We start from the raw sequence: 24590 nt of genomic DNA on the forward strand, positions 1-24590 counted from the left end.
GAGCCTAACGACTGGCGGGAGCGGCCCCGGAGCAGGACGGTGTGGAGCAGGACGCCGTGGGGGAGTGGGTCCAGCCCGTGCGGGGGTGGTAGGACCAGCCGTCGGCCCGCCGGTACGCCTGTCCTCCCCACTGCCCGGCTCCCCACGGCCCGCCCCACCCCTGCCCGTACCGCGCCTGCCCGCCCCGCCGCTGCGCGTCCCGCCACTTCGCCGCGGCGAGCACCGCTCCCCGGGCCAGCCTGGCGCCCGCCGGGGTGGCGAGCCGGTGGGCGAGTCCGCGGTGCTCGCGCAGCGCCCACAGGACGACGATCCAGGCGCGCGAGCCCCGGTAGACCTGCCCGGAGTCGCCGACGACGGTGACCTCGTCGAGGGTGGCCGCGTGGTCGAGCCCCGGGAAGCGGGTCCGGGCCTCGGCCGAGCCGGCCGGCAGCAGCTCCAGCGGCACCAGCTGGGCCTGCCGGGCCAGCCAGTCGCTCAGGTGCCTGCACAGGACGCACCCGGCGTCGTACAGGACGGTCAGTCCCCGGACCGGGACGCCCGAGGCGCCCCGGCCGGCCGCGGTGGCCGCGGTGGTCGTGCCGGTCACGGCCGTCACGCCCCGGCCGTCGGGGCGATCCACTCCTGCGGGCGGACCGGGGGCAGCTGCTCCCGCTCCATGGCCCCGCGCCGGCGGATCCGGTTGAGCACGTACACGTTGCCCAGGTGCATCACGCCGAGCACCAGCAGCACCACGCCCAGCTTGGTCGACAGGGCCTCGAAGATCCCGCGGGTGTCCTCGATCGTCGCGTCGTCCCGGAGGTACAGCGCCACGAAGCCCAGGTTGACCAGGTAGAAGCCGACCACCAGGAGGTGGTTCACCGCGTCCGCGAGCTTCTCGTTGCCGCGCAGGACGTCGGCCAGGAAGATCCGGCCGTTGCGGCTGAGCGTGCGGGCCACCCAGACGGTCAGTGCGACGCTGACGACCAGGTAGATGACGTAGGCGATGACGGTGCGGTCCATGCCCCACCCCTTCTTGAACGCGTTCAAAACGCTGACAGGACGACTGTATCCCTGTTTTTGAACGCGTTCAACCGAAGGGGGTCAGGCTCTGCGGCCCAGTGCCGGGCGCTTGGTGTAGTCCGTGAAACCGAGGATGTTGCCCCAGGGGTCGGCGATCTCCACGGTCCAGCCGGTGGCCGCCTGGAAGATCTCGTCCAGGGGCTCGATCCCCGCGGCGGCCAGCTCCCGTGCCGCCGCCCGGGCGTCCGGCACCTCCAGCCAGATCCGCGGCGAGGGCCAGGGCGGCGTCCGGTGCCGCAGCTCCTCCTCGGCCCGCAGCAGGATGCCCGGCGTCTCCGTGCCGACCCTCAGCAGGGCGATCCCGGCCTCGTCGAACCGGAAGCCCACGGCGAACCCGGCCCGCTCGTAGAAGGCGACCGCCTCGCCGAGGTCGCCGACGGGGAGCAGCACGTTGTCGAAACCGAGCAGTTCGTACGACTCTTCGTCTGACATGTCGTCACATTAGGAGTCCTTCTCCGCGGAAGCGAGGAGCCCCACCGGAGCGGACTCCGGTGGGGCTCCTCGGGGGACCCTTCAGCGGCTCACTGCGGGAAGGCCGGGTCCAGCTCGGACTCCGAGGCGCCGCTCGTCGTGATGCCCTGGGCGGTCGCGCGCAGCAGCACGCCCGGACGGTAGAGGTCGCCCGAGACCAGCAGGTCCGCGTCGCCGTCCCGGTCGAAGTCGCGCAGGCGGACGAAGAGCCCGAGCATCTCGGAATCGGCCGGGCTGCCCGGCACACCCGCCGTGGCCCGGGTGAACCACTGGGAGCCGGTGCCGGTCAGGCCGCTCCTGCCGCCCCGCAGGACGTGCACGCCGCCCGCGTCCCGGACCGAGCCGGACTCCTCCTCCGGCACGCCGACCGCGAGGTCCGGGTAGCCGTCGCGGTTGGTGTCGCCGGCGGAGAGCCCCCACCCGAACCGGTCGTTCTTCGTCGCCGCCGTCGCCACCCCGGAGGTGGACTGGGTCAGCCGGTAGGAGGTGGTCGGCCCGCTCGCGCCGCCGCGCAGCACCACCACGGAGCCCGCGCCCTTGTTGTACGGCTTGTCGCTGACGGCGAGGTCGCCGTAGCCGTTCTTGTCGAAGTCGGCGATCACACCGGTCGCGCCGAAGTCCACCTGCGAGGCGTTGTACGTCGTGTACTTGCCCCGCTTGATGGTGGAGCCGCCCTGCACGAACCACGCGGCCTGGACCATCTTGTCGTGCTCGTAGCCCTGGCCGACCACGTACAGGTCGGTGGCCTTGTCCTTGGTGACCCTGCCGGCGACGATCACGCTCGGCTCCAGCACGTGGGCGCCGCTGGGGCTGACCTCCAGTTTGCTGACGCTGCCCGTCGTACCGGTCTGGGAGAAGCCGCCCCGGTAGACGAAGAGGGTGCCCGTGACGTCGGTGACGGCCAGGTCCGGCTTGCCGTCGCCGTTGAAGTCGCCGGCGGCGAGGGCCGTGCCGAACCCGATGCCGGACTTGGCCGGGATCCGCGTGGCCTTCGCGCCGAGGCCCGCCTTGGCGCCCCACAGGATGGTGACCGCGCCCGCCCCGGTCTTCGTACCGACCTTCTCGGATCGGTCCGCGACGGCGAGGTCGGCGTACCCGTCCCGGTTGAGGTCGGCGTTGGCGACCTGGTCGCCGAAGGTGTCGGCGTAGCCGCCTGCGTCGCCGGCCTTGCCCGGGATGTTGGGGCTGTCCTGGGTGAACCGGACCGTCTTCGGGCCGGGGCCGGTCGCCGTGCCGTAGGTGACGGTGACCTCGCCGCCCCAGCCGGACGCGTAGTCCCGGTAGCCGTCGCCGTTGAAGTCGTCGGCGTACTTGGCGGGGGTCGCCGCGGCGGCCGGGCCGGCCGCGAGGGTGAGCAGTCCGCCGGTGAGCGAGAGGGCCGTGGCCGTCGCCACGGCGAGCTTTCTGTGCGTGCGCATGTGTCTCCTTGATCGCGTACCGAGGAGACACACGAGCGGGTTGGACAGTTGTACGGCGAGGGCCCCGCCCCCGGTGCGTGACCGGGGACGGGGCCCGAGGAGCCGCAGGCGTACGGCGATCAGTAGCGACGCGTGATCAGCGCGCGCTTGACCTCCTGGATCGCCTTCGTGACCTCGATACCGCGCGGGCAGGCGTCCGTGCAGTTGAAGGTCGTGCGGCAGCGCCACACGCCGTCGCGGTCGTTGAGGATCTCCAGGCGCTGCTCGCCCGCCTCGTCCCGGCTGTCGAAGATGAACCGGTGGGCGTTCACGATCGCGGCCGGACCGAAGTACTGGCCGTCGTTCCAGAACACCGGGCAGGAGGAGGTGCAGGCCGCGCAGAGGATGCACTTCGTCGTGTCGTCGAAGCGCTCGCGGTCCTCGGCCGACTGCAGCCGCTCACGGGTCGGCTCGTTCGTGTCCTTGGTGACCAGGAACGGCATGACGTCCCGGTACGCCTGGAAGAACGGCTCCATGTCCACGACCAGGTCCTTCAGGACCGTGAGGCCCTTGATGGGCTCGATCGTGATCGGCTTCTCGGGGTTGATGTCCTTGATCAGCGTCTTGCAGGCAAGGCGGTTCCTGCCGTTGATCCGCATCGCGTCCGAGCCGCAGATGCCGTGCGCGCACGAGCGGCGGAAGGTGAGGGTGCCGTCGACGTCCCACTTGATCTTGTGGAGACCGTCGAGGACACGCTCCTTCGGGTCGATCTCCAGCTGGAAGTCTTCCCAGACCGCCTCGGCCGAGACCTCCGGGTTGAACCGGCGGACCCGGAAGGTGACGGTGATGTACGGGGAGTCGGCGAAGCCGGGCTCGGGCTGGCCGGCCGCGTCCGCCTTGTCCAGAACAGGGGTAGCCATCAGTACTTACGCTCCATCGGCTGGTAGCGGGTCTGGACGACCGGCTTGTAGTCGAGACGGACGGTTTCCGAGCCGTCGGCACCGACCTCGCGGTACGCCATGGTGTGGCGCATGAAGTTGACGTCGTCGCGGTTCGGGTAGTCCTCGCGGTAGTGACCGCCGCGGGACTCCTTGCGGGCCAGCGCCGAGACGGCCATGACCTCGGCCAGGTCGAGCAGGTTGCCCAGCTCGATGGCCTCCAGCAGGTCCGTGTTGAACCGCTTGCCCTTGTCCTGGATCGCCACGTTCTGGTAGCGCTCGCGCAGCTCGGCGATCTTCTCGACGGCCGTCTTGATCGTCTGCTCGGTGCGGAACACCATGACGTTGGCGTCCATGGTCTCCTGCAGCTCACGGCGCAGGGTCGCCACCCGCTCGCTGCCGGTGGAGTTGCGCAGCCGCTCGATCTGCTCGACGACGAACGACTCCGGGTTCTCCGGCAGCTCGACGAAGTCGGCCTTCGCCGAGTACTCGGCGGCGGCGATGCCCGCGCGGCGGCCGAAGACGTTGATGTCCAGCAGCGAGTTGGTGCCGAGGCGGTTGGCGCCGTGCACGGAGACACAGGCGACCTCGCCGGCCGCGTACAGACCCGGGACGACGGTGGTGTTGTCCGCCAGGACCTCGCCCTCGACGTTCGTCGGGATGCCGCCCATCGCGTAGTGGGCGGTCGGCTGGATCGGGATCGGGTCCGTGTACGGCTCGATGCCGAGGTAGGTCCGCGCGAACTCGGTGATGTCCGGGAGCTTGGCGTCCAGCTGCTCCGGCGGCAGGTGGGTGAGGTCCAGGTACACGTGGTCGCCCTCGGGACCGCAGCCGCGGCCCTCACGGATCTCCGTGTAGATGGAGCGGGACACGACGTCACGGGACGCCAGGTCCTTCATGACGGGAGCGTACTTCTCCATGAAGCGCTCGCCGTCCTTGTTGCGCAGGATGCCGCCCTCACCGCGGGCGCCCTCGGTGAGCAGGATGCCCATGCGCCAGATGCCGGTCGGGTGGAACTGGAAGAACTCCATGTCCTCCAGCGGGAGCCCGCGCCGGTAGACCGCCGCCTGGCCGTCACCGGTCAGGGTGTGGGCGTTCGACGTCACCTTGAAGAACTTGCCGCAGCCGCCGGAGGCGTAGATGACGGCCTTCGCCTGGAAGATGTGGATCTCGCCGGTGGCCAGCTCGTACGCGACGACACCGGCCGACTTCTTGACGCCGTCGACCTCGGTGATCAGCTGGTCCAGGACGTAGAACTCGTTGAAGAACTCCACGCCTTCCTTGACGCAGTTCTGGTACAGCGTCTGGAGGATCATGTGGCCGGTGCGGTCCGCGGCGTAGCAGGACCGGCGGACCGGGGCCTCGCCGTGGTTGCGGGAGTGACCGCCGAAGCGGCGCTGGTCGATCGTCCCGTCGGGCGTCCGGTTGAACGGCAGGCCCATCTTCTCCAGGTCGAGGACGGCGTCGATGGCCTCCTTCGCCAGGATCTCGGCGGCGTCCTGGTCGACCAGGTAGTCACCGCCCTTGACCGTGTCGAAGGTGTGCCACTCCCAGTTGTCCTCCTCCACGTTGGCCAGCGCGGCGGCCATGCCGCCCTGCGCGGCGCCCGTGTGGGAGCGGGTGGGGTAGAGCTTGGTCAGGACCGCGGTGCGGCTGCGCTTCGTCGCCTCGATGGCGGCGCGCATGCCCGCGCCGCCGGCGCCGACGATGACGGTGTCGTACTTGTGGATCTTCATGATTCTCGCAGCCCCGTGCCTAGCGGATGTTCGGGTCGAAGGTGAAGATCACCAGCGTGCCCAGCAGGATGGTGAACACCGTGGCGGTGTAGAGCAGGCCCTTGAGCCACAGCCGGCTGTTCGGCCGCTCCGCGTAGTCGTTGATGACCGTGCGCAAGCCGTTGGCGCCGTGCAGCATCGCCAGCCACAGCATCAGCAGGTCCCAGACCTGCCAGAACGGCGACGCCCAGCGGCCCGCCACGAAGGCGAAACCGATCTTGGAGACACCGCCGTCCAGCACGAGCTGGATCAGCAGGTGGCCGAGGACGAGGACGACCAGCACGATGCCGGACAGGCGCATGAACAGCCAGGCCGCCATCTCGAAGTTGCCCCGGGTCGACTTCGGGGACTTCTTGGTCCGCTTGCGCGGGGCCTCGATCAGCGGGGCCGGGTTGTCGACGGTGTAGACGGGGGCACCCTCGACGGGGCCGACACCGGACGCGGTGGTTTCAGTGGTGGACATGGGCCTCAGCTCCCGAACACAACACGGTAGGCGTGGCCGAGGACCGGGTAGATCGCGCCGGCCATCAGGACGACCCAGACACCGACGACGGTCCAGAGCATCTGCTTCTGGTAGCGCGGGCCCTTCGACCAGAAGTCGACGGCGATGACGCGCAGGCCGTTGAGCGCGTGGAAGAGGATGGCGGCGACGAGGCCGTACTCCAGCAGCGCGACGATCGGCGTCTTGTACGTGGCTACGACCTTGTCGTAGTCCTCGGGGGAGACACGCACGAGAGCGGTGTCCAGCACATGAACGAACAGGAAGAAGAAAATGAGGACGCCGGTGACTCGGTGAGCCACCCAGGACCACATTCCTTCCCGGCCGCGGTACAGCGTTCCAGCCGGCACGGAAGAACCCTCCGGGAGCGGGGACTAGGGCCGCGCCGGCTTCACTGTCGGTCGGGCCCGGCCGGGTACGGTCCACCGGCCCTCTGCATCGTAGCGAGGCACCGCGCTGTGCTTTACGGGGGGCCTACCGGTGTGATCAAAGTGGCATCGGATGGGCTATCGCGGCGCGGCTGGTGGGGTGGGATGTCGCACTATTTGCCCGGTGCGGGGGTGTTTGCGCTGTTCGCACAGCTCCCCGCACCCCTCAGCAGGACCATCAGCCGCCCTCTGGCGAGCCGCCGTACTTCCTCGGCCGCCACCACCCGCTCCTCCTCCGGATCGTTCGCCAATCGTGATCGGATCGCTTCGAGGATGTGGTCGATGACTTCGTCCGCAGGGACGTCGCCCAGGTAGATGACGAACGCGTGTCCGAATCGCGCCTCGTAGGCGGCGTGTGCGGCGCCGAGGGCCATGTGGGCCGCCGAGTAGGTGCCCTCGGGCAGTTCCGGGAGGGACTCGCCGGCCAGGGCCTCGGCCAGGTCGGCGGGGGACAGGTCGTACGCCGCCTCGTCCGCCGCGGCCAGCAGGGCGTCCAGGTCGGGATAGGGGCGGTGGTCGGCCATCCGGTGGGCCCAGCGCGCGCTGCGCAGGCAGTGCAGGAGAAGAGCGCGGGCCTCCTCGGCGCGGGCGGTGTTGAAGGCGTCGAGAGGTGTGGGGAGATACGGCAGACGGTGGGCGGGCAGCGTGGGTCCTCGCGTCACATGTGGTGTGGCAGGGGATGCTGTGAAAGGTGTGTCGTCAGGTTATCGAGAGTGGTCACGCTGTGTCCGAGGGATACCTGAAATTCACTCGGACGGGAGAGTTTGGGACCGCCTGGGTGACGGATGAGCGGCGGAACGGTCGTACGTTGGCAGAGTGACCCAGCACAGCCACAGGCGCCGGGGCTCGGCGCGACAGGTGATACGGAAGCGGGCGGTGGTGACCGCCGCGTTCGTCGGGACGGTCGCGCTCGGGACGGGCGTCGGCGTGTGGGCCTCGTCGGACGGGGGCGGCGGGAAGCCGGAGGACGGCGCGCGGCAGTCGTCGTCCGGGCGGGTGGCCGGCACCGGCACCCACCCGGAGGAACCGGGCACACCGTCGGCGAGCCCCAGCCCGAGTAGGTCGTATCCGCTCTCGCAGGCCCCGCGCACGATACCCGCGGTCCGCTCCCACACCCCGGCGCGCGGCCCCGGCTGGAAGCCGCGGCACGGCGGCCGGGTGGTGGTGAACGACGCCGAGCTGGCCGACGAGGGGCGGCTCCTGGCCGGGGAGCTGGGGCTGGACTACGCGGGCCGGAAGAACGACGTGCGGGCGGGCGACGTACGGCTCGCGCTCGGCGGCGGGGGCGGGAACCAGGAGTCGTACACCCTGACCGTCCGGGACGGGCGGGTCGACATCAGCGGGCCCGGCGAGGCGGGCGTCTTCTACGGCACCCGCACCCTGAAGCAGGAGGTCCACGGCGGCGGTACGGCCCCGGAGGGCGTCGTACGCGACCAGCCGGCCAAGCCGGTGCGGGGGTTCATGCTGGACATCGCGCGCAAACCCTTCTCCGCATCCTGGATCGAGGACCGTGTGCGCGAGCTGGGGGACCTGAAGTACAACGAGCTGGGTCTGCACTTCTCCGACGACCAGGCCTTCCGGATCGAGTCCAGCAGCCACCCGGAGATCGTCTCCGCGGACCACCTGACCAAGGCGCAGGTCCGGCGGATCGTGGCGCTGGCGGAGAGCCGGCACATCACCGTCGTCCCCGAGATCGACTCGCCGGGGCACCTGGGCGCGGTCATCGCCGCCCACCCCGATCTGCAGCTGCGCAACGCCGGCGGGGTGGCCACCCGGGGCGCCGTCGACATCTCCAAGCCGGCCTCCGCGCAGATCGTCGACGACCTGCTGAACGAGTACGCCGGGCTCTTCACCGGCAACCAGTGGCACCTGGGCGGGGACGAGTACCAGGCGCTCACCGTGCGGGACCCGCAGGCCTCGTACCCGCAGCTGGCCGCCGCCGCCCGGCAGCGGTTCGGCTCCGGCGGGACCGTGGCCGACCTGGCCACCGGCTGGCTGAACGACCGTGCCGCCACCGTCCGCGCCCACGACCGCACCGTCCGGGCCTGGAACGACGGCTTCTTCCGCGGCACCTCCGTCCGGCCCGGCCAGGACATCCGGGTGGCCTACTGGACCGGCAAGGAGATCGGCGCCCGGCCGCCGGCGGAGTACCTGGCCGAGGGACGGAAGGTCATCAACTACAACGACGAGTTCCTCTACTACGTGCTCGGGCAGCCGCAGACCTTCGTCTACCCGACCGGGCAGCGGATCTACGAGCAGTGGACCCCCCGGGTGCTGCGCGGCACGACCCCCGTTCCGGCCCGGTACGACGGGCAGATCCTCGGCGGGGCGTTCGCGGTCTGGTGCGACTTCCCGCACGCGCAGACGGAGGCGCAGGTCGCCGCGGGCATCCGGATGCCGTTGCGGGCCACCGTGCAGAAGCTGTGGGACCCGGGCAAACCGGCGCTGAGCTGGGCGGACTTCAAGAAGCTGGCGGACCGGCTGGGCTGAGGGACGCGGAGCACCACCGAGAACCCCCGGGGAACGCCGAGAACCGAGTGGACGGGCGGTGACGTCCACTCGTATGTTCCGGTGTCCGCGTGTCCGCGTGTCCGCGTGTCCGCGTGTCCGCGTGTCCGGTTCGGGGAGAGCCGTACGCCATCCAGACCTCACTCGGGGGAACTCCTTCATGACCACGCCCATGCCCGCACCCATGCCCGCGCCGCCGTACCCCGCCCCGCCCGGCGCCTGGCTGCGCTCGCCGGCCGCGCTCGGCCGGGCCACCGCCGTCCTGCTCGGGCTCGTCATCGCCACCGACCTGTTCGCCTGCTACGCCGACCTCCTGGAGGCGAGCGTCACCGGCGACATCGCCGACGGCGCCGGCGGTGCCGCCGTGATCGACCGGGCCGACCACGCGGACTCGCTCTACGGCGCCGCCGGCATCTCGCAGGGCGTCGCGCTGGTGGCCACGGCCGTCGTCTACCTGTGCTGGCTGTGGCGGATCCGGGTGAACGCCGAGGTGTTCGACGCCTCCCGGCACCGCATGAAGCGCGGCTGGACGATCGGCGCCTGGTTCTGCCCGGTCGTGAACCTGTGGTTCCCGCGCCGGATCGTCGCGGACAGCTGGGACGCCAGCGCGCCCTGGGGCTCGCGGTCCGGGCACGCGCCGGTCAACGCCTGGTGGTCGCTGTGGATCGCCGGCATCGTCGTGGGCCGGTTCGCGGACACCACCTCGCGGCACGCCGAGACGGCGGAGGAACTGCGCCAGGCCGCGCACGTGATGCTGTTCTCCGACGCCCTCGACATCGTGTCCGCGGTCCTCGCCATCGTCGTGGTCGTCCGGCTGACCCGGATGCAGGAGCGCAAGGTGCTCTCCGGCGAGCTGCTGCAGATCCCCGCGGTTGGCTGAAAACCCGACTGTGACACTCCCGCTCCGTCGCACGCAGTAAGGGGAAGTGCGGGCTCCGTATCGGTCGGCGCCCTGGCGAGGGAGACATTCATGAGCCTGGTGGAACAGATCGCACAGGCCGACGAACGCGGACTGGCCGCCGGCGGATTGGCTTGTTTGGATCGGTGTCTGCCGCTGCTCGGCGGCGACGACGAGCTGCTGCGCCCGCTGTGGGCGCGCCTCGCCGACGGCTCCGACTGGGCCGGGGACCTGTCCCGGGCGCACGAGGCGCTCGGCCCCGCGGACCCGGCCGACGACGAGGCCGCGCGGCTCGCCCGCCGGATGCTGGCGTCGGCCCCGGCCGAGCGCACCGCCGACGCGCTACGGCCCTGGACCGACGCCTGCTCGGTCGCCTCCCTGCGCATCCACCGGCTGCTCGACCCGGCCGCGGACGACGCCCCGGCCCCCGACGGCGGGCCGCACCCGGCGGACCTGGACGCCGGGCGCGCGGGCGACACCGCGGACCTGCCGCCGCTCGTCGCCGCCGAGCTGCGCCGCCAGTCCGTGGTGCTGGAGCTCCTCGCGGGCCATGGCGCGCAGGGGCTGCGGCGGGCGCTGGAGGTGTCGGTGGAGGGCCGCCGGGTGCTGCGCGCGGTGGTCTCCCGCCGGGCCCGCAGCGCCGCGGAACCGGGGGCCTGACCCGGCCGTGTGACCTTCGTGCGGGGGCGGTGGGGTGGTCCTGCGACGGTTGGCGGGACGTTTGGGGAAACGTTCCGGAACCCAGTGACGGAACGGCGCCCGCGCTCGCTCTCCCCTATGTGACAGCCGATCTGACAGCTCATGTGACGGCCCGGTACGGGACAGCACGGCAGGAGACCAGGCCGCAGGCCGCCGCGAAGCCCGTGCGGTGGGCGGCGGACGCGGTCGCGACCATGCGTGAGGGCGCGCGGGTGCGGCTCGACTACTCGGCGCAGAGCCTGTGGCGGGTGGACCGGATGATCGAGGAGATACGCCGCGAGGGCCCGCCGTACGCGGCCGTCGAGAGCGTGCTGCGCGGCTTCGGCGCGTACGCCGGCGAGGTGATCGCCCGGCAGACCGGCGCCGAGTGGTGGGCGACCGGCGGCGAGCACTGGCTGCGCACGCCCGACGGCCGGCTGTGGGACCCCATCGACGAGGCCCGGCGCTGTTACGACGGCCACGGCTCGCTCCGGCTGCTGTGCCGGGACGCGACCGCGAGCGCCTCCGGCTGAGCGGGCCGCCCGGGGCCGCCCCCTGGGCTGTGACACTTCCGTCGGGGCCGACGCTGATGATCGTGGAGGGCGGAGACACGGCCGGAGCGTGTCGCACCGTGAGGGAAGCGCCACGCAGTGGCCAGCAACTCGGCACGAACGAGGACGGTCTTGGGCCAGGGAGGGGTACCCCGCCGCCCGCAGCCGCGGGACGGCGAGCTGGGCGCGGCCGTGGCGCGGGCCCAGGAGGGTGACGAGACCGCCTTCGCGGTGGCGTACCGGATCGTGCAGCCCGGCCTGCTCGGCTATCTGCGAGGCCTGGTCGGCGACGAAGCGGAGGACGTCGCCTCCGACGCCTGGCTGGAGATCGCCCGCGACCTCGGGCGGTTCCGGGGCGACGGCGCCGGGTTCCGCGGCTGGACCGCGACCATCGCCCGGCACCGCGCGCTGGACCATCTGCGCCGGCAGCGGAGCCGGCCCCGGCCGGCGCGGCTGGAGCAGGACGCGCTGGAGCTGCCCGGCCGGCACAGCACGCCCGACCAGGCGCTGGAGTCGCTCTCCACGGAACGCGCGCTGGAACTGGTGCGGGCGCTGCCGCGGGACCAGGCCGAGGCGGTGCTGCTCCGGGTGGTCGTCGGCCTCGACGGCCCGGCCGCCGCCCGGGTCCTCGGCAAACGCCCCGGCGCCGTCCGCACCGCCGCGCACCGGGGCCTGCGCCGCCTGGCCCGCCGACTCGGCACCACCGCCGACGGCGCGGCGGACGCGGACCCCCCGACGCCGGGCGAGCCGACGTGAACGCCACCGGGCGCGGCACGTATGGACCCGCGTACGCCGGAGTCCCGAGCGCGGCTCGTGGCGTTCCGTCCGTGGCCGCCGCGGTCGGTGCGCTCGGTGCGCTCGGACGTGCCGCCGGGTGCGGGCCTGCCGGGGGCGGGCGTGCGGAGCGGGCCGGTGCGCAAAGGGCCGGGCGGGACGGATGAGGACGGGAACGGGCATGGGTGAACGGCACAGCTGCGGCGGACAGGCCGGCCGTCGGCGTGCGCACCCTGACGGCACGCCCGGCGCACCGGCCGGTACGGCCTTGGGCGAGTCGGAGCTGGAGACCCGGTTCGGTGCCGCGCTGCGCGCCGGCGGCGTCGACCCCGCGGCCGAGCGCGGCGCCGTGACCGCCTTCCGGGCCGCCCGCGCGGCGGGCGCGCACGACGCCCGGACCCGCGCCCGGGACGACTGGCGCCCCGGCCGGCCCCGCCGCGCCCGCCGCTCCCTGCGCACCACCCTCTCGCTGGCCCTGGCGAGTCTCACGCTGGGCGGAGTCGCCGTCGCGGCGATCGGCTCCGCCCGGTCCGGTACGGAGCACGGCGGCGGGCACGCCCCCGGCTCCGCACGGCCGTCCTCGACGAGCGCCCCGTCCACCCCGTCCACCCCCGCACACACCGCGCCCCCGGCAGCCGCCGGACGCGGGGACACACCGTCGGCCGCCCCTTCCGCCCCCTCCGGACAGCCCGCGCACCCGGCCACCGCCGGCGACACCCTGGCCCACTGCCGCGCCTACGCGCAGGTCGGGGAGCGCGGCGGCGCCCTGGACGCGACGGCCTGGCGGCGACTGGTCACGGCGGCGGGCGGACCGGGGAAGGTCGCGGCCTACTGCACCGCCCAGGCGGCCCGCGCGGAGGGCGGGAGCACCGGCAGGGCGGGCGGGTCCGGCAACGACCGGAGCGAGGACAAGGGCGGCGGCAGGAGAAGGCCGACCGGCGGCAAGCCGTAGCGCCCAAGGCAACGGCCGGGGCCGCCACCCCCCACAGGAGAGGCCCCGGCCGTCGCGCGGGCGGGCCGCGCGCGGCCCGTACTTTCCTCAGCGCCGTGAGTGCGGTTTCTGTCACACCCGGCCGCCCCCGGATCTCACCCTGCGCACATCCGGACCCGGTCACGAGTTAGTTGCATCTTCTACAGACATGGACGAGCACCGGTTTCACGCCGTAACGTGCCTTTCGCGCCGACCGAAGACAGGCGTAAAGGGAGTACGGTGCTGGGGGACGACGCGGAGCTGACCGCCGCGGTGCGTGCGGCACAGGACGGGGACGAGACCGCGTTCCGCACGGTGTACCGCGCGGTGCACCCCCGACTGCTCGGATACGTCCGCACGCTGGTCGGTGAGGCCGACGCCGAGGACGTCGCGTCCGAGGCCTGGCTGCAGATCGCCCGCGACCTGGACCGGTTCAGCGGCGACGCCGACCGGTTCCGCGGCTGGGCCGCCCGGATCGCCCGCAACCGCGCCCTGGACCACATACGCATGCGCGGCCGCCGTCCCGCGATAGGCGGTGACGAGACGGAGCTGACCGGCCGGGCCGCCGAGTCCGACACGGCGGGCGAGGCCATCGAGGCCCTGGCCACCGACAGCACCCTCTCCCTGATCGCCCGGCTCCCGCAGGACCAGGCCGAGGCGGTCGTCCTGCGGGTCGTGGTGGGCCTGGACGCCAAGACCGCCGCCGAGACCCTCGGCAAACGCGCGGGCGCCGTCCGTACCGCCGCGCACCGCGGTCTGAAGCGGCTCGCGGAGCTGATCGGGGACGATCCGGAATCCGCGGGCGGACTCGACGCACTCCCGCCTCAGAGAGAACCGCGCCGCCGCGCGGTGACGTCCGCAACTGTGACGCATACGCGTGCGCGGACGCAGAAGGACATGTGATGGCCGACGAGCAGTACAAGTGGCTGAACCGGGAGACGGCGGAACGCCTGTTGCGCGGTGAGCCACTGGAAGCCGTCGACGCCTCCGCTCGTGACCAGGCAGAACGCCTCTCCCAGGCGCTCGGCGCGCTGTCCGCGGAGGCGGCTCCCGCACCCGGCGAACTCCCCGGTGAGCAGGCCGCCCTGGCCGCGTTCCGCAAGGCCCGCGAGGCCGCCGAGGCGGAGCGCACCGCCGCGGCCCACACCCCCGCCGGCGGCCGCACCCCGGCACCCGGCACCGGCACCGGTCGGGTCCGCGTCGCCGCCCGGACCCGTACCGGAATCCGCGCCGGACGCCCCCGCTGGGGCCGCCCGGTGCGCCTGGCGCTCGCCGCCGCGGTGACCGTGGGCACGCTCGGCGGTGTCGCCATGGCCGCCGGCACCGGCGTGCTGCCCACGCCGTTCGACGACGAGCCCTCCCGCCCCGCCGCCTCCGTCTCCGCCGGTACGACCGCCGGACAGCCGCTCGGCTCCGACTCCGCGCCGGCCACACCGGGCGAGGGCACGGGCACCGGCACACCGGACGGGCGCCGCGGCGGCACCGGCGACGAGGCCTCCGGCGCGGACCACGGCAAGGGCCGTACCACCGCCCTCGGCTCCGGAGCCCCCTCCGCGACGTCCGGCACCGGCTGGGCCGGCGCCGCCTCCGCCTGCCGTGCCCTGCGGGACGGCAAGGAGCTGGACGCCGGCCGCAGGCGCGCGCTGGAGCACGTGGCGGGCGGCCCCGCCCGGGTGACCGCCTACTGCAAGGTCCTGCTGACCTCCGGCGACTCCGCCTCCGGCAAGGAGAACGGCGGCACGAACGGCAAGGGCGGGGGCGCCACCGGCGGCGGAGAGGGCAAGAACCAGGGCGCGGGCAAGGACAAGGGCAAGGACAAGGGCAAGGACAAGAGCGGGGACAAGGGCGGCGACCAGGACGGGGACAACGGAGGGGAGCACGACGGGGGCGGTCACGGTCACGGGGGCGGTGGCACGGGGGGTCACGGTCACGGGGGCGGTGGCACGGGGCGGGGCAAGGGCAGGGGCGACCACGCGCCCGCCGGCTCCGGCTCGCACCCCGGCGGCGGCAAGGGCGGCGGCCGGCACCGCGACGGCGCGGCCCCCGCTCCCGCCCCCACCACCGCCTCCACCCCTGCCTCCGCACGGTCGGCTTTCGCCCCGGCGCACCCCGGCGCACGGGCAGGCGCCCCCGCGTCCCCGTCCCCGTCGCCGGCCGCGGCCCGCACCGCGCGCTGACCAGCAGACGATGACCGGCTACACCCCTTCTGACCTGCGCTTTTAAAGTCACCGAAAAATTTTCGGCGCGAGGTGTGACGTTTCCGGAGCCCCTGACGCAGTACTGAGTGAGCCGACTGGTCATCGGCCGTAGCACTGAGCCGGGGTTCCCCCCGTACCCGCGGCTCGTGCACCTGGCGCGGGCGGGACACGTTCCCCCGGTCCCGCCCGCGCCCCGCAGCCTCACCAGTGGACGACGACCTTGTCGCCGACCCTCACCTGGGCGAACAGCCGGGCGATCGCCGTCTCGTCCCGTACGTTCACACAGCCGTGCGAACCGCCCGCGTAACCGCGCGCCGCGAAGTCGTACGAGTAGTGCACCGCCTGGCCACCGCTGAAGAACATCGCGTACGGCATCGGCGAGTCATAGAGGGTCGACACATGGTGCCGTGACTTCCAGTAGACGCGGAACACACCCTCGCGGGTGGGGGTGTACTGCGCGCCGAAGCGCACCGCCATCGTGGACAGGGTCCGCCCGTCGACCATCCAGCGCAGCGTCCGGCTGGTCTTGCTGATGCACAGCACCCGCCCGGTCAGACAGCGCGGATCCGGCGCGCCGGCCGGCTGGCCGCCCATCACGTACAGCTCCCACGTGCCCGGCGTACGCGTCATCGCCACCAGCCGCTGCCAGGTGACGGCGTCGGTCGCGCCGGTGCGCGGCAGCCCGCGCCTGCCCTGGAAGCCCCGGACCGCCCGCTCGGTCAGCTCGCCGTACGACCCCGTCGGCGCCGCCGTCAGCCAGGCCAGCTGACGCAGCCGTGCCTGGAGTTCCCGTACGGCGGGCCCGCTGTCCCCGCGGGACCACAGCACCCGCGGCGCGGGGACCGCCGGCGTCGCCGGTGTGGCGGCCGGTGCCTTCGGCGGGGCGATCGGTGCCGTCGGCGGGGCGGCCGGTGTCGGTGGGGCGGTGCCGGTACCGGGACTGCCCGGCACCTGCACCCGCACCGGCAGGCCGCGCTTCCCGTCGGGGCCGGCCGGCCGCACGGTGCACCCGCAGAGCGCGGCGAGCGCGGCGAGCGTGACGGCCGAGGCGAGCAGCAGTACGGCGGTTCTCCCCGGGATCCTCATGCCCGGGATGTTTCCCCGCGTGACCGGCGCCGAACTACGGGGCATGGTGAGGAGTGCCCGGAACAGCGGAGTCGGTCGTACGGCGGAGGCGGTCATGGCACAGGAGTCGGCACGTCGCTCGGAGTCGGGCCTGCCCGTCGAGCCGGTCTACGGGCCGGCCGACCTGGCCGGCTGGGACCCGGACCGCAAGCTCGGCGCGCCGGGCGCGTACCCGTTCACGCGCGGGGTGTACCCGACCATGTACACCGGCCGCCCCTGGACCATGCGCCAGTACGCGGGCTTCGGCACGGCGGCGGAGTCCAACGCCCGCTACCGGCAGCTCATCGCGCACGGCACCACCGGCCTGTCCGTCGCCTTCGACCTGCCCACCCAGATGGGCCACGACTCCGACGCGCCCCTCGCGCACGGCGAGGTCGGCAAGGTGGGCGTGGCGATCGACTCGGTCGAGGACATGCGGGTGCTGTTCGACGGCATCCCGCTGGACCAGGTCTCGACGTCCATGACGATCAACGCGCCCGCGGCCCTCCTGCTCCTGCTGTACCAGCTGGTCGCGGAGGAACAGGGCGTACCGGCGGACCGACTGACCGGCACGATCCAGAACGACGTGCTGAAGGAGTACATCGCCCGGGGCACGTACATCTTCCCGCCCAAGCCCTCCCTGCGGCTGACCGCGGACATCTTCCGGTACTGCACCGCCGAGATCCCGAAGTGGAACACGATCTCGATCTCCGGCTACCACATGGCCGAGGCGGGCGCGTCCCCCGTTCAGGAGATCGCCTTCACCCTCGCCGACGGCATCGAGTACGTCCGTACGGCGGTGGCGGCGGGGATGTCCGTGGACGACTTCGCGCCCCGCCTGTCCTTCTTCTTCGTGGCCCGTACGACCCTGCTGGAGGAGGTCGCCAAGTTCCGTGCCGCCCGCAGGATCTGGGCGCGGGTGATGAGGGAGGAGTTCGGTGCCCGCGACCCCAAGTCGCTGATGCTCCGCTTCCACACCCAGACGGCGGGCGTGCAGCTGACGGCACAGCAGCCGGAGGTGAACCTGGTCCGGGTCGCCGTCCAGGCCCTGGCCGCGGTGCTCGGCGGCACCCAGTCCCTGCACACCAACTCCTTCGACGAGGCCATCGCGCTGCCCACGGACAAGAGCGCGCGGCTGGCGCTGCGCACGCAGCAGGTGCTCGCGCACGAGACCGATGTCACGGCGACCGTGGACCCCTTCGCCGGTTCCTACGCGGTCGAGCGGATGACGGACGAGGTGGAGGAGGCCGCGGTCGGCCTCATGCGGAGGGTGGAGGACCTGGGCGGGGCGGTCGCGGCCATCGAACGGGGCTTCCAGAAGGGCGAGATCGAGCGGAACGCCTACCGCATCGCGCAGGAGACGGACGCCGGGGACCGGGTCGTGGTGGGCGTCAACCGCTTCCGGCTGGACGAGGAGGAGCCCTACGAGCCGCTCCGCGTGGACCCGGCCATCGAGGCCCGCCAGGCACAGCGCCTGGCCGAGCTGCGGGCCGGGCGGGACCGGGGCGCGGTGGAGGCGGCATTGGACGCGCTGCGCAAGGCGGCACAGGGGGAGGACAACGTCCTGTACCCGATGAAGGAGGCGCTGCGGGCGCGGGCGACGGTGGGCGAGGTGTGCGGCGCGCTGCGGGAGGTGTGGGGCGCGTACGAGCCGTCGGAGGTGTTCTGAGGCCGCCGGCCGCCTCGGCCACCCGCGTGCGACACTCCTCCCATGTTCGGCGTCATCGATCTCCCCACCTACCTCGCAGGCCTGGTCCTGATCGTCCTGCTGCCCGGCCCCAACTCCCTCTACGTCCTCTCCGTGGCCGCCCGCCGCGGTGTGCGCGCCGGTTACACCGCCGCCGCCGGTGTGTGGTGCGGGGACACGGTGCTGATGACGCTGTCCGCCGCCGGTGTCGCCTCGCTGCTCCAGGGGAACGCCCTGCTGTTCGGCATCGTGAAGTACGCCGGTGCCGGATACCTGAGCTGGCTGGCGGTCGGGATGCTGCGGAGCGCGTGGCAGATGTGGCGGACCCGGCGGGAGCGGGCCGTCGAGGAGGCCGCGCCCGCTCAGGGCGCCGACGAGCGGCCGTTCCGCCGCGCCCTCGTCGTCAGCCTCTTCAACCCCAAGGCGATCCTGTTCTTCGTCGCCTTCTTCGTGCAGTTCGTGGACCCGGGCTATGCCTACCCGGCCCTCTCCTTCGTCGTCCTCGGCGCCTTCGCGCAAGCGGCCAGCTGCCTGTACCTCAGCGCCCTGATATTCGGCGGCACGCGGCTGGCCGCGGCCTTCCGCCGGCGCAGGCGGCTGTCGGCGACGGCCACGTCGGCGGCGGGGGTGCTGTTCCTGGGGTTCGCGGTGAAGCTGTCGATGGCCGGCGCCTGAGGCCTGGCGCCCCTCAGGGGGGTCGCCTCAGGCCTTCGAAGAAGCCCCCGTTCGTTCCGCGTACTCCCGCAGGCCCGCTGCGGTCGTTCCCGCCCAGCCCACGTAACCGTCCGGGCGGACCAGGAAAACCCCCTCGCCGTACGGCTCCGGGGCCGCCGGGAGTGAGCGGGCGCCCGCCAGCGTCGCGCCGAGCACCGTCCAGTGCGGCCCCCGGAACACGTCGAAGAGCCGTACGCCGTCCACCGTGCCGTCGGGGGCGCGGTCGCCCGCCCGCACCGGGCCGGTGACCGTACGCGTCTCCACGCTCAGGGAGGACTCCGCGTACCCGAGGCCGAGCTGCACCGTCGCCCTGCCGCGCCGCACCTCTCCCCGGTGGACGCCCGTCGACAGCTCCAGCATGGCCGCCGCGTTCGCCCGGCGCTCCTCCTCGTAGGTGTCCAGCAGGGTGGCCGGAGCCCCGCCCCGCAGGACCGCGTCCAGCTTCCAGCCGAGGTTGTAGGCGTCCTGCACGCTGGTGTTGAGGCCCTGGGCGCCGGCCGGCGAGTGGACGTGCGCGGCGTCGCCGGCGAGGAACACCCGGCCCGCGCGGAACCGGTCCGCGAGGGCGGCTCGCGCCCGGAATCCGGACGCCCAGCGCACCTCCGTCACCTCCTCGGCGGTCAGGTGCGTGCAGCGCGCGACCAGCTCGCGGATGCCGTCGGGGGACAGGTCCGGTTCCGCGTCCCGAGCGAGCCGCGCCTGGAGCTGGAACTCCTCCGTGCCGGCCAGCGGGCACAGTCCGAGGGCGCTGCCGTCCTCTCCCGGGAAGGCGTGCCAGTGGTCGCGGTCCAGGCCCGTCAGCCGCAGGTCCGCCACCACGAACGGCGCCGGGTCGACCGTCGCGCCGCGCAGTGGGATGCCCAGGGCGCGCCGGATCGCCGAGCGCCCGCCGTCGGCGGCGACCACGTACCGCGCGCGGAGCGTCGTACCGTCGGCGAACTCCACGGTCACGCCGTCCGCGTCCTGCGACAGGGCCGTCGCCTCCCGTCCGAAGGCGACCCGCCCGCCCAGTTCCGTCAGCCGCGCGTACAGCACCTCCTGCGTCCGCCACTGCGGGACCATCCGCGGAGCGGTGTACGGCGTGCCCTCGTCCGCCTCCACCTTCTCGAACATGGACTGCTCGCCCTGGCGCACGCCGTCCTTCCACACCATCCGGTGCGGGTAGGGCCCGGAGGCCGCCAGGATCGCGTCCACCACGCCGAGGTCGTCGAAGATCTCCAGGGTGCGCGGCTGGAGGCCCTTGCCGCGCGATCCGGGGAAGAGGCCGTCGGCGCCCTCCACCACCAGGGCGTCCACGCCCCGCCGGGCCAGGTCGATACCGAGGGTGAGCCCCGTCGGACCGGCGCCCACGATCAGAACATCCATGACCATTCTCCTTAACGCCGTTAAGTTCCGTCGACCCCGAGCATCTCCTTAACAGCGTTAAGGTGTCAAGCTGTCCGCGTGAGCACGGAACGAAGGGCGCCCCTGGACCGCAAGCGGGTCGCCGACACGGCGCTGCGCCTGCTGAACGAGGTCGGCCTGGAGGGACTGACCCTGCGCGCCATCGCCAGGGAGCTGGACGTCAAGGCACCCGCCCTGTACTGGCACTTCAAGGACAAGCAGGCGCTGCTGGACGAGATGGCGACCGAGATGTACCGGCGGATGCTCGCCGGTACGGCGCTCGACCCCGCCGACACCTGGCAGGAGCGGCTGCTGAAGACCAACCGCGGCCTGCGGGCCGCCCTGCTCGGCTACCGCGACGGCGCCAAGGTCTTCAGCGGCTCACGCTTCACGGGTACGGAGCACGCGCCTGCCCTGGAGGCGAACCTGCGGCTGCTGACGGCGGCGGGATTCACCCTCGCCCAGGCCGTCGACGCGGGCCGGACGGCGACCATGTACACCCTCGGCTTCGTCACCGAGGAGCAGGGCGTGCGCCCCCTCGGCGGCGAGCACCGGGAGGGGTTCGACATGGAGGAACGCGCCCGCCGCCTGGCCCGCTTCCCGCTCGCCGCCGAGGCCGGCACGCTGCTCTTCGACGACTACGACCGGCAGTTCGAGGAGGGGCTGGCGGTCGTGGTCGCCGGCGTCGGGGCGCGGTACGGGATCAGCTGAGGGCGGACGTCCCCGGCACAGGCGCCTTCTTCAGGGCCCTCTTCAGGCGGGGGCCGAGCGGTTTCTCCACGTACCGGTGGATCAGCCCGGCCAGCAGCAGCATGCCGAGCACGGTCACGGCGAGCGTGGGCCACGGCGGCAGCCCGAGCCCCCGGTGCAGGACCCGGATGACGAACCAGCCCAGGTGCTCGTGGACCAGGTAGAACGGGTACGTCAGCGCGCCGGCCGTGGCCAGCCAGGGCCAGGAGGCCCAGCGGGTCAGGCCCACCGCCACCGCGGCCACGGCGGTGAAGGCCAGGGTGACGACGGCGACGATGACGTACGGGTCGCGGTGGAAGTCGCCCCGCGCGCCCGCGTGCCACAGGCCCTGCGTGGCGGTGCTCTGCCCGAGCAGCCAGGACACCGCGACGATGCCCCACAGCAGCAGGTCGCCGCCGAAGCGGTGGATCAGGTACAGGGCGAGGCCGCCGACGAAGAAGGGCGCGTACTCGGGCATCACCAGCTGGTCGGTGAGGGCGTTGCCGGAGGCGCGGCACACCACCGCCGCCAGCGTCCAGACGCAGCAGAAGAGGACGACCCGGCGGTAGGTGACCCCCCGGACGACGACGCACAGGGCGAACAGGGCGTAGAAGCGGACCTCCACCCAGAGCGTCCAGCACACGCCCAGCACCCGGGTGGCGCCCATCGGCTGTTGCAGCATCGTCAGGTTGACCAGGAACTCGTCGACGCGGACCGGGTGGACGACCGTGGGAAGGGCGACGGCCGCCGCGGTGACCAGGACCAGGGCGACCCAGTAGGCGGGGTAGAGGCGGGCCACCCGGGAGCGGAAGAAGTCGCCGAGGGTACGGCCCCAACTGCTCATGCAGATGACGAAGCCGCTGATGACGAAGAAGAACTGCACCCCCAGACAGCCGTAGGCGGCCGCCTGGGACAGGGTCGGGAAGACCTTGGCCGGGGTTTCGTGCCAGGAGGCGGAGACCGGGCCGCCGCGTCCGGCGTAGTGGTAGAGGCAGACCATCAGCGCGGCCACGAGCCGCAGACCGTCCAGGGCGAGCAGGCGGCCCCGGCGCTCGGGGGCCGTTCCGCGGGCGGGGGGAGCGGGAACGGCGACAAGAGTGGGGGAGGAAGCAGACATGGTGTCCGGCGCCTACCCGGAGTGGCGTTGATCATCTCGCAGTATGGTGTGAAAGTCCCCGGGTGGAACGGCCGTTCCGGCGCCACCTGGGCGAATACCGGAAATCGCACGGCCGGCGAGCTGATGATTCGCCCGTCGGCCCGCGCTCGTTCACCTGGACGCCGTTTTGCCTTTCCGGTTTCTGCATCCGCCGCGTCCGCCTGACGCTTCGGAGAAATACCCGGCACAGCCGACTTCCGTAAGCCGTAGCCGAGTCAATGGGCAGGGCGGGCCCGGTCCAGGGTCCGGGCCCGCCCTGCCGTGAGGGTCGCTCAGCGCCGTACCGCCCTGCGCAGGCTGCGCGCCTTGCGTGCCACCCGGCGGACCGTCGCGTTGCGCGGGATGAACCCCAGCTGGGCCGGCACCCCGCCGGGCAGCGCCAGGGAGGTCAGCCGCCTGCGCTTGAAGTAGCGCTGGGTGCGGTCGTTCAGGTTCTTCGCCAGCCAGGCCTCGGCCTCCCCGCGCAACCTCGGCAGGATCTTCGGCTGCATCGCGAAGCCCACCGCGCGCACCAGCGCACCCAGCGCCTCCACGTCCATGCCCTGCCGCTGCTCGGTGACGGCCGCCCTGTCGGTCAGCTCGGGCAGCAGCCCGTCCACGAGCGTGACCGGGACGCGGTTGCTGTTCTCGTACGGCGTCAGCCGCTCCAGCAGCAGCTCGGTGCCCACCCGGGCCACGGGCAGGCCGTACAGCGCGGACGCGGTGAGCAGGGCGGTGGAGAAGCAGCCGACGACCAGCGCGGGACGCATCCGCTGGTACAGCACCTCCGCGAGCACCGGCGTGTCCAGCACGGTCAGCTCGGCCTTCAGCTGCTCCGCCTCCTGCTCCAGCGAGCGGGTGAAGCGGGCCGGGGCGGACGGGTGCGGCTTGAACACCACCTTCGTGTGGCCGAGGGCGACCGCGCCCTTCAGCATCCGCACATGCAGGTCCTCCTCCTGCTCGGGGGTGAGGATGTCCAGCGCGGACAGGTACTGGCCGAGCAGCAGCGCGGGCTCCTCGACGGCCGGCAGCCCGTCGCCGAGCGGGGCGAGTTCGGCGAGGACCTTGGTGAAGGCGGGCGTGGGCACGATCTCGCCGGGCACCCCGAACTCGGTGAGCAGCAGCGGCTCCAGGCCCGGCACCAGGTCCAGGTGGAGGACCCGGTCCACGCGGGTGCCGACCAGCGGGTCGATCTTGTTGCGGGTGGGGCCGTAGCTCATCAGGCCGTCGGCGTAGACGGTGACCGGAGCGCCGGTGAAGATCTGCGCGAGCGCGAGCGACGGGTTCACCTGGATCGACTCGACGGCCAGCTCGACGTCGTCGGTGCCGAGGGCCCACTCGTGCCGCAGGTACCGCTCCCACAGCGGCAGATCGTCGCCGCGGGGTGACCAGCCGCCGGGGTGGAACGGGAAGATCGCCTCGTTGTACGACACCACGTCGTCGAACCGGTCGCGCAGCCGCTCGAAGCCGGGCATCCCGTCCAGCGCGGGCGTGGTCTCGGGCGTGGCCGCGTTGTTGCAGACCAGCAGGATCCGCCGGTCGGCGGGGCGGAAGCAGCCGGAGTCCAGGGCGGCGGCGAGCGTGGCCGTGCCGTACAGCGTCGACGCCTGGAAGATCTGGGTGGTCACGCGGCGACCCCCGGGGCGGCGGGACGGCGGCGCAGCCGGCGCAGCCGGGTGGCGCGCTGGAGGTCCATGGAGTCCAGCGCCTCGTCCAGCACGTCCTGCGGCATGCGCCGCAGGGCCGCGGCACTCAGGGATTTCAGTTTCTTCGCCACCGCCGGCTCGAACCTCTCGATGGATCCCAGGTGATGGGAGATGATCGCGCAATAGGTGCGGACGGCCTTCGGCAGCAGGACGTCGGCGTCCCGGTCCGCCGCGGTCTCCGCGATGACCTGGTCGAACGCCCGGATGAAGTCCAGCTGCCGCACATCGCCGATCTGGGTGAGCGAGGAGGCGACCCCGCGCCGGTAGAACACCCCGAGCAGGCTCACCGCGGCGAAGGACTCCGCCTCCCGGTGCAGCTTCCAGATCCACGGCCGGTCCTCGGCCGTGCGCAGCCCGTCGGTGAAGTGCAGCACCCCCTTGTCCAGCAGCCGGCGGTGGTAGATGCCGGCCCACGCGAACGCGTAGTCCACCGAGGTGGACCGGTCGGCGGGCAGGATCGCCCCGCGCGGGTCCAGCACCGTGTTCCGCCGGCCCACCGGCACCCGGTGCACACTGCGCGAACGGGCCGTGCACTGCACGTGATCGGTGCGCACGAAGTCGCAGCCCAGCTCCTCGATGGCGGCGAGCAGCCGCGGGAAGTAGCCGGGGGCGAGCCAGTCGTCGCCGTCCAGGAAGGTCAGGTACTCGCCGCGCGCCCGGTCGATACCGGTGTTGCGCGCGGTCGCCAGCCCCCCGTTCTGCTCGTGCCGGACGAGCACCGCACCCGGCAACTCGCGCTCCGCACGCGCGAGAATCTCTGGCGTCCCGTCGCGGGAACAGTCGTCGACGAGAATGAATTCGAAGTCCTCACGCGCGTTCGACTGAAGACTCCTGAGCGTGTCGGGCGCGTATTGCTGCACGTTGTAGAACGGCACGATGACGGAGAGCTTGACCACGTCAAGGACGTTAGGGCGCGGCCCGTCATTCGTCTTGACGGTCCGCTTGATACCTGGTGAACGACACGTGGCGAAGCCGTTAACCAGGCTGG

25 protein-coding genes are annotated in these 24590 nt (G+C 72.7%); 11 read left to right on the plus strand and 14 right to left on the minus strand.

Features of this window, described 5'->3' with window-relative positions:
• Window positions 1–4: 4 nt before the first annotated feature.
• The 9 genes from IEZ20_RS14875 to IEZ20_RS14915 form a co-directional block, all read right to left on the minus strand.
• Window positions 5–586 carry a thiol-disulfide oxidoreductase DCC family protein gene (locus tag IEZ20_RS14875; RefSeq protein WP_189298556.1) on the minus strand — a complete coding sequence of 194 codons (582 nt, stop codon included), beginning with the start codon at window positions 584–586 and terminating at the stop codon, window positions 5–7.
• 5 nt (window positions 587–591) lie between these two features.
• Window positions 592–999, minus strand: a complete 408-nt coding sequence (locus IEZ20_RS14880; RefSeq protein WP_189298393.1) for a hypothetical protein — start codon at window positions 997–999, stop codon at window positions 592–594.
• Between the two features lie 81 nt (window positions 1000–1080).
• Complete coding sequence (locus IEZ20_RS14885) at window positions 1081–1491, minus strand: VOC family protein (protein WP_189298395.1); 411 nt, start codon at window positions 1489–1491, stop codon at window positions 1081–1083.
• A gap of 89 nt (window positions 1492–1580) precedes the next feature.
• The gene (locus IEZ20_RS14890; protein WP_189298397.1) at window positions 1581–2948 is read right to left on the minus strand and encodes an FG-GAP and VCBS repeat-containing protein; all 1368 of its coding nucleotides are present in this window, start codon (window positions 2946–2948) and stop codon (window positions 1581–1583) included.
• A 119-nt stretch (window positions 2949–3067) separates the two neighbouring features.
• Window positions 3068–3847, minus strand: a complete 780-nt coding sequence (locus IEZ20_RS14895) for a succinate dehydrogenase iron-sulfur subunit (protein WP_189298399.1) — start codon at window positions 3845–3847, stop codon at window positions 3068–3070.
• Entirely contained in the window at window positions 3847–5601 is a 1755-nt protein-coding gene (gene sdhA / locus IEZ20_RS14900; protein WP_189298401.1) for a succinate dehydrogenase flavoprotein subunit, read from the minus strand. Before sdhA ends, IEZ20_RS14895 begins: the two co-directional genes overlap by 1 nt.
• A 19-nt stretch (window positions 5602–5620) precedes the next feature.
• On the minus strand, window positions 5621–6103 hold the full coding sequence (locus IEZ20_RS14905; protein ID WP_189298403.1) for a succinate dehydrogenase hydrophobic membrane anchor subunit: 483 nt from the start codon (window positions 6101–6103) through the stop codon (window positions 5621–5623).
• A gap of 5 nt (window positions 6104–6108) precedes the next feature.
• Window positions 6109–6489: a succinate dehydrogenase, cytochrome b556 subunit gene (gene sdhC, locus IEZ20_RS14910; RefSeq protein ID WP_189298405.1), complete on the minus strand. Its 381-nt coding sequence runs from the start codon at window positions 6487–6489 to the stop codon at window positions 6109–6111.
• Between the two features lie 191 nt (window positions 6490–6680).
• The gene (locus IEZ20_RS14915; protein WP_189298407.1) at window positions 6681–7229 is read right to left on the minus strand and encodes a 2-oxo-4-hydroxy-4-carboxy-5-ureidoimidazoline decarboxylase; all 549 of its coding nucleotides are present in this window, start codon (window positions 7227–7229) and stop codon (window positions 6681–6683) included.
• Window positions 7230–7425: 196 nt separating this feature from the next.
• On the opposite strand from IEZ20_RS14915, the gene IEZ20_RS14920 reads away from it, so the two are divergent.
• The 8 genes from IEZ20_RS14920 to IEZ20_RS14955 all read left to right on the plus strand — a co-directional run bounded on the left by IEZ20_RS14920 (window position 7426) and on the right by IEZ20_RS14955 (window position 15123).
• On the plus strand, window positions 7426–9057 hold the full coding sequence (locus IEZ20_RS14920) for a beta-N-acetylhexosaminidase (RefSeq protein ID WP_189298559.1): 1632 nt from the start codon (window positions 7426–7428) through the stop codon (window positions 9055–9057).
• 178 nt (window positions 9058–9235) lie between these two features.
• Window positions 9236–9955 (plus strand): DUF4328 domain-containing protein, encoded by a 720-nt coding sequence (locus tag IEZ20_RS14925; protein WP_189298409.1) that lies wholly within the window; start codon window positions 9236–9238, stop codon window positions 9953–9955.
• Between the two features lie 90 nt (window positions 9956–10045).
• On the plus strand, window positions 10046–10633 hold the full coding sequence (locus tag IEZ20_RS14930; RefSeq protein ID WP_189298410.1) for a hypothetical protein: 588 nt from the start codon (window positions 10046–10048) through the stop codon (window positions 10631–10633).
• A 203-nt stretch (window positions 10634–10836) separates the two neighbouring features.
• A complete protein-coding gene (locus tag IEZ20_RS14935) occupies window positions 10837–11184 on the plus strand; it encodes a hypothetical protein (RefSeq protein WP_189298561.1) in 348 nt (115 codons plus the stop codon).
• A gap of 150 nt (window positions 11185–11334) precedes the next feature.
• Window positions 11335–11958: an RNA polymerase sigma factor gene (locus IEZ20_RS14940; RefSeq protein ID WP_189298412.1), complete on the plus strand. Its 624-nt coding sequence runs from the start codon at window positions 11335–11337 to the stop codon at window positions 11956–11958.
• A 199-nt stretch (window positions 11959–12157) separates the two neighbouring features.
• Window positions 12158–12928: a hypothetical protein gene (locus IEZ20_RS14945; RefSeq protein ID WP_229896067.1), complete on the plus strand. Its 771-nt coding sequence runs from the start codon at window positions 12158–12160 to the stop codon at window positions 12926–12928.
• Window positions 12929–13186: 258 nt separating this feature from the next.
• A complete protein-coding gene (locus tag IEZ20_RS14950) occupies window positions 13187–13849 on the plus strand; it encodes an RNA polymerase sigma factor (protein WP_189298416.1) in 663 nt (220 codons plus the stop codon).
• Window positions 13849–15123, plus strand: coding sequence for a hypothetical protein (locus IEZ20_RS14955; RefSeq protein ID WP_189298418.1), 1275 nt, complete (start codon window positions 13849–13851; stop codon window positions 15121–15123). The genes IEZ20_RS14950 and IEZ20_RS14955 overlap by 1 nt, the downstream gene beginning before the upstream one ends.
• Window positions 15124–15345: 222 nt before the next feature.
• Here the strand turns inward: IEZ20_RS14955 and IEZ20_RS14960 are convergent, their stop codons facing one another.
• A complete protein-coding gene (locus IEZ20_RS14960) occupies window positions 15346–16230 on the minus strand; it encodes a L,D-transpeptidase family protein (protein WP_189298420.1) in 885 nt (294 codons plus the stop codon).
• 94 nt (window positions 16231–16324) lie between these two features.
• Here IEZ20_RS14960 and IEZ20_RS14965 point away from each other — a divergent pair, with 94 nt between their 5' ends.
• Together IEZ20_RS14965 and leuE are read left to right on the plus strand one after the other, a co-directional pair.
• Window positions 16325–17917 (plus strand): acyl-CoA mutase large subunit family protein, encoded by a 1593-nt coding sequence (locus tag IEZ20_RS14965; protein ID WP_189298422.1) that lies wholly within the window; start codon window positions 16325–16327, stop codon window positions 17915–17917.
• A gap of 42 nt (window positions 17918–17959) precedes the next feature.
• Window positions 17960–18610 carry a leucine efflux protein LeuE gene (gene leuE, locus IEZ20_RS14970; protein ID WP_189298424.1) on the plus strand — a complete coding sequence of 217 codons (651 nt, stop codon included), beginning with the start codon at window positions 17960–17962 and terminating at the stop codon, window positions 18608–18610.
• A 27-nt stretch (window positions 18611–18637) separates the two neighbouring features.
• Here the strand turns inward: leuE and IEZ20_RS14975 are convergent, their stop codons facing one another.
• Window positions 18638–20020, minus strand: coding sequence for an FAD-dependent oxidoreductase (locus tag IEZ20_RS14975; protein ID WP_189298425.1), 1383 nt, complete (start codon window positions 20018–20020; stop codon window positions 18638–18640).
• A gap of 72 nt (window positions 20021–20092) precedes the next feature.
• On the opposite strand from IEZ20_RS14975, the gene IEZ20_RS14980 reads away from it, so the two are divergent.
• Window positions 20093–20743: a TetR/AcrR family transcriptional regulator C-terminal domain-containing protein gene (locus IEZ20_RS14980; RefSeq protein ID WP_189298427.1), complete on the plus strand. Its 651-nt coding sequence runs from the start codon at window positions 20093–20095 to the stop codon at window positions 20741–20743.
• On the opposite strand, the gene IEZ20_RS14985 is transcribed toward IEZ20_RS14980, so the two are convergent.
• From IEZ20_RS14985 to IEZ20_RS14995, 3 genes are all read right to left on the minus strand, one after another.
• Window positions 20736–21878, minus strand: a complete 1143-nt coding sequence (locus IEZ20_RS14985; RefSeq protein ID WP_229896068.1) for an acyltransferase family protein — start codon at window positions 21876–21878, stop codon at window positions 20736–20738. The two genes, IEZ20_RS14980 and IEZ20_RS14985, sit on opposite strands and share 8 nt — an antisense overlap.
• Window positions 21879–22189: 311 nt before the next feature.
• On the minus strand, window positions 22190–23524 hold the full coding sequence (locus IEZ20_RS14990; RefSeq protein ID WP_189298430.1) for an alpha-2,8-polysialyltransferase family protein: 1335 nt from the start codon (window positions 23522–23524) through the stop codon (window positions 22190–22192).
• Window positions 23521–24498 (minus strand): glycosyltransferase family 2 protein, encoded by a 978-nt coding sequence (locus IEZ20_RS14995; RefSeq protein WP_189298432.1) that lies wholly within the window; start codon window positions 24496–24498, stop codon window positions 23521–23523. Before IEZ20_RS14995 ends, IEZ20_RS14990 begins: the two co-directional genes overlap by 4 nt.
• Window positions 24499–24590 lie beyond the last annotated feature (92 nt).

It is taken from the genome of Streptomyces cinerochromogenes, from assembly GCF_014648635.1.
Taxonomy (GTDB): domain Bacteria; phylum Actinomycetota; class Actinomycetes; order Streptomycetales; family Streptomycetaceae; genus Streptomyces; species Streptomyces cinerochromogenes.

Excerpts from the sequence above, each read along its gene's own strand:
- IEZ20_RS14880 (WP_189298393.1), bottom strand. The coding sequence starts at position 999 with ATGGACCGCACCGTCATCGCCTACGTCATCTACCTGGTCGTCAGCGTC.
- IEZ20_RS14885 (WP_189298395.1), bottom strand. The coding sequence starts at position 1,491 with ATGTCAGACGAAGAGTCGTACGAACTGCTCGGTTTCGACAACGTGCTG.
- IEZ20_RS14890 (WP_189298397.1), bottom strand. The coding sequence starts at position 2,948 with ATGCGCACGCACAGAAAGCTCGCCGTGGCGACGGCCACGGCCCTCTCG.
- IEZ20_RS14895 (WP_189298399.1), bottom strand. The coding sequence starts at position 3,847 with ATGGCTACCCCTGTTCTGGACAAGGCGGACGCGGCCGGCCAGCCCGAG.
- sdhA (WP_189298401.1), bottom strand. The coding sequence starts at position 5,601 with ATGAAGATCCACAAGTACGACACCGTCATCGTCGGCGCCGGCGGCGCG.
- IEZ20_RS14905 (WP_189298403.1), bottom strand. The coding sequence starts at position 6,103 with ATGTCCACCACTGAAACCACCGCGTCCGGTGTCGGCCCCGTCGAGGGT.
- IEZ20_RS14925 (WP_189298409.1), top strand. The coding sequence starts at position 9,236 with ATGACCACGCCCATGCCCGCACCCATGCCCGCGCCGCCGTACCCCGCC.
- IEZ20_RS14930 (WP_189298410.1), top strand. The coding sequence starts at position 10,046 with ATGAGCCTGGTGGAACAGATCGCACAGGCCGACGAACGCGGACTGGCC.
- IEZ20_RS14945 (WP_229896067.1), top strand. The coding sequence starts at position 12,158 with ATGGGTGAACGGCACAGCTGCGGCGGACAGGCCGGCCGTCGGCGTGCG.
- IEZ20_RS14955 (WP_189298418.1), top strand. The coding sequence starts at position 13,849 with ATGGCCGACGAGCAGTACAAGTGGCTGAACCGGGAGACGGCGGAACGC.
- IEZ20_RS14960 (WP_189298420.1), bottom strand. The coding sequence starts at position 16,230 with ATGAGGATCCCGGGGAGAACCGCCGTACTGCTGCTCGCCTCGGCCGTC.
- IEZ20_RS14965 (WP_189298422.1), top strand. The coding sequence starts at position 16,325 with ATGGCACAGGAGTCGGCACGTCGCTCGGAGTCGGGCCTGCCCGTCGAG.
- leuE (WP_189298424.1), top strand. The coding sequence starts at position 17,960 with ATGTTCGGCGTCATCGATCTCCCCACCTACCTCGCAGGCCTGGTCCTG.
- IEZ20_RS14975 (WP_189298425.1), bottom strand. The coding sequence starts at position 20,020 with ATGGTCATGGATGTTCTGATCGTGGGCGCCGGTCCGACGGGGCTCACC.
- IEZ20_RS14985 (WP_229896068.1), bottom strand. The coding sequence starts at position 21,878 with ATGTCTGCTTCCTCCCCCACTCTTGTCGCCGTTCCCGCTCCCCCCGCC.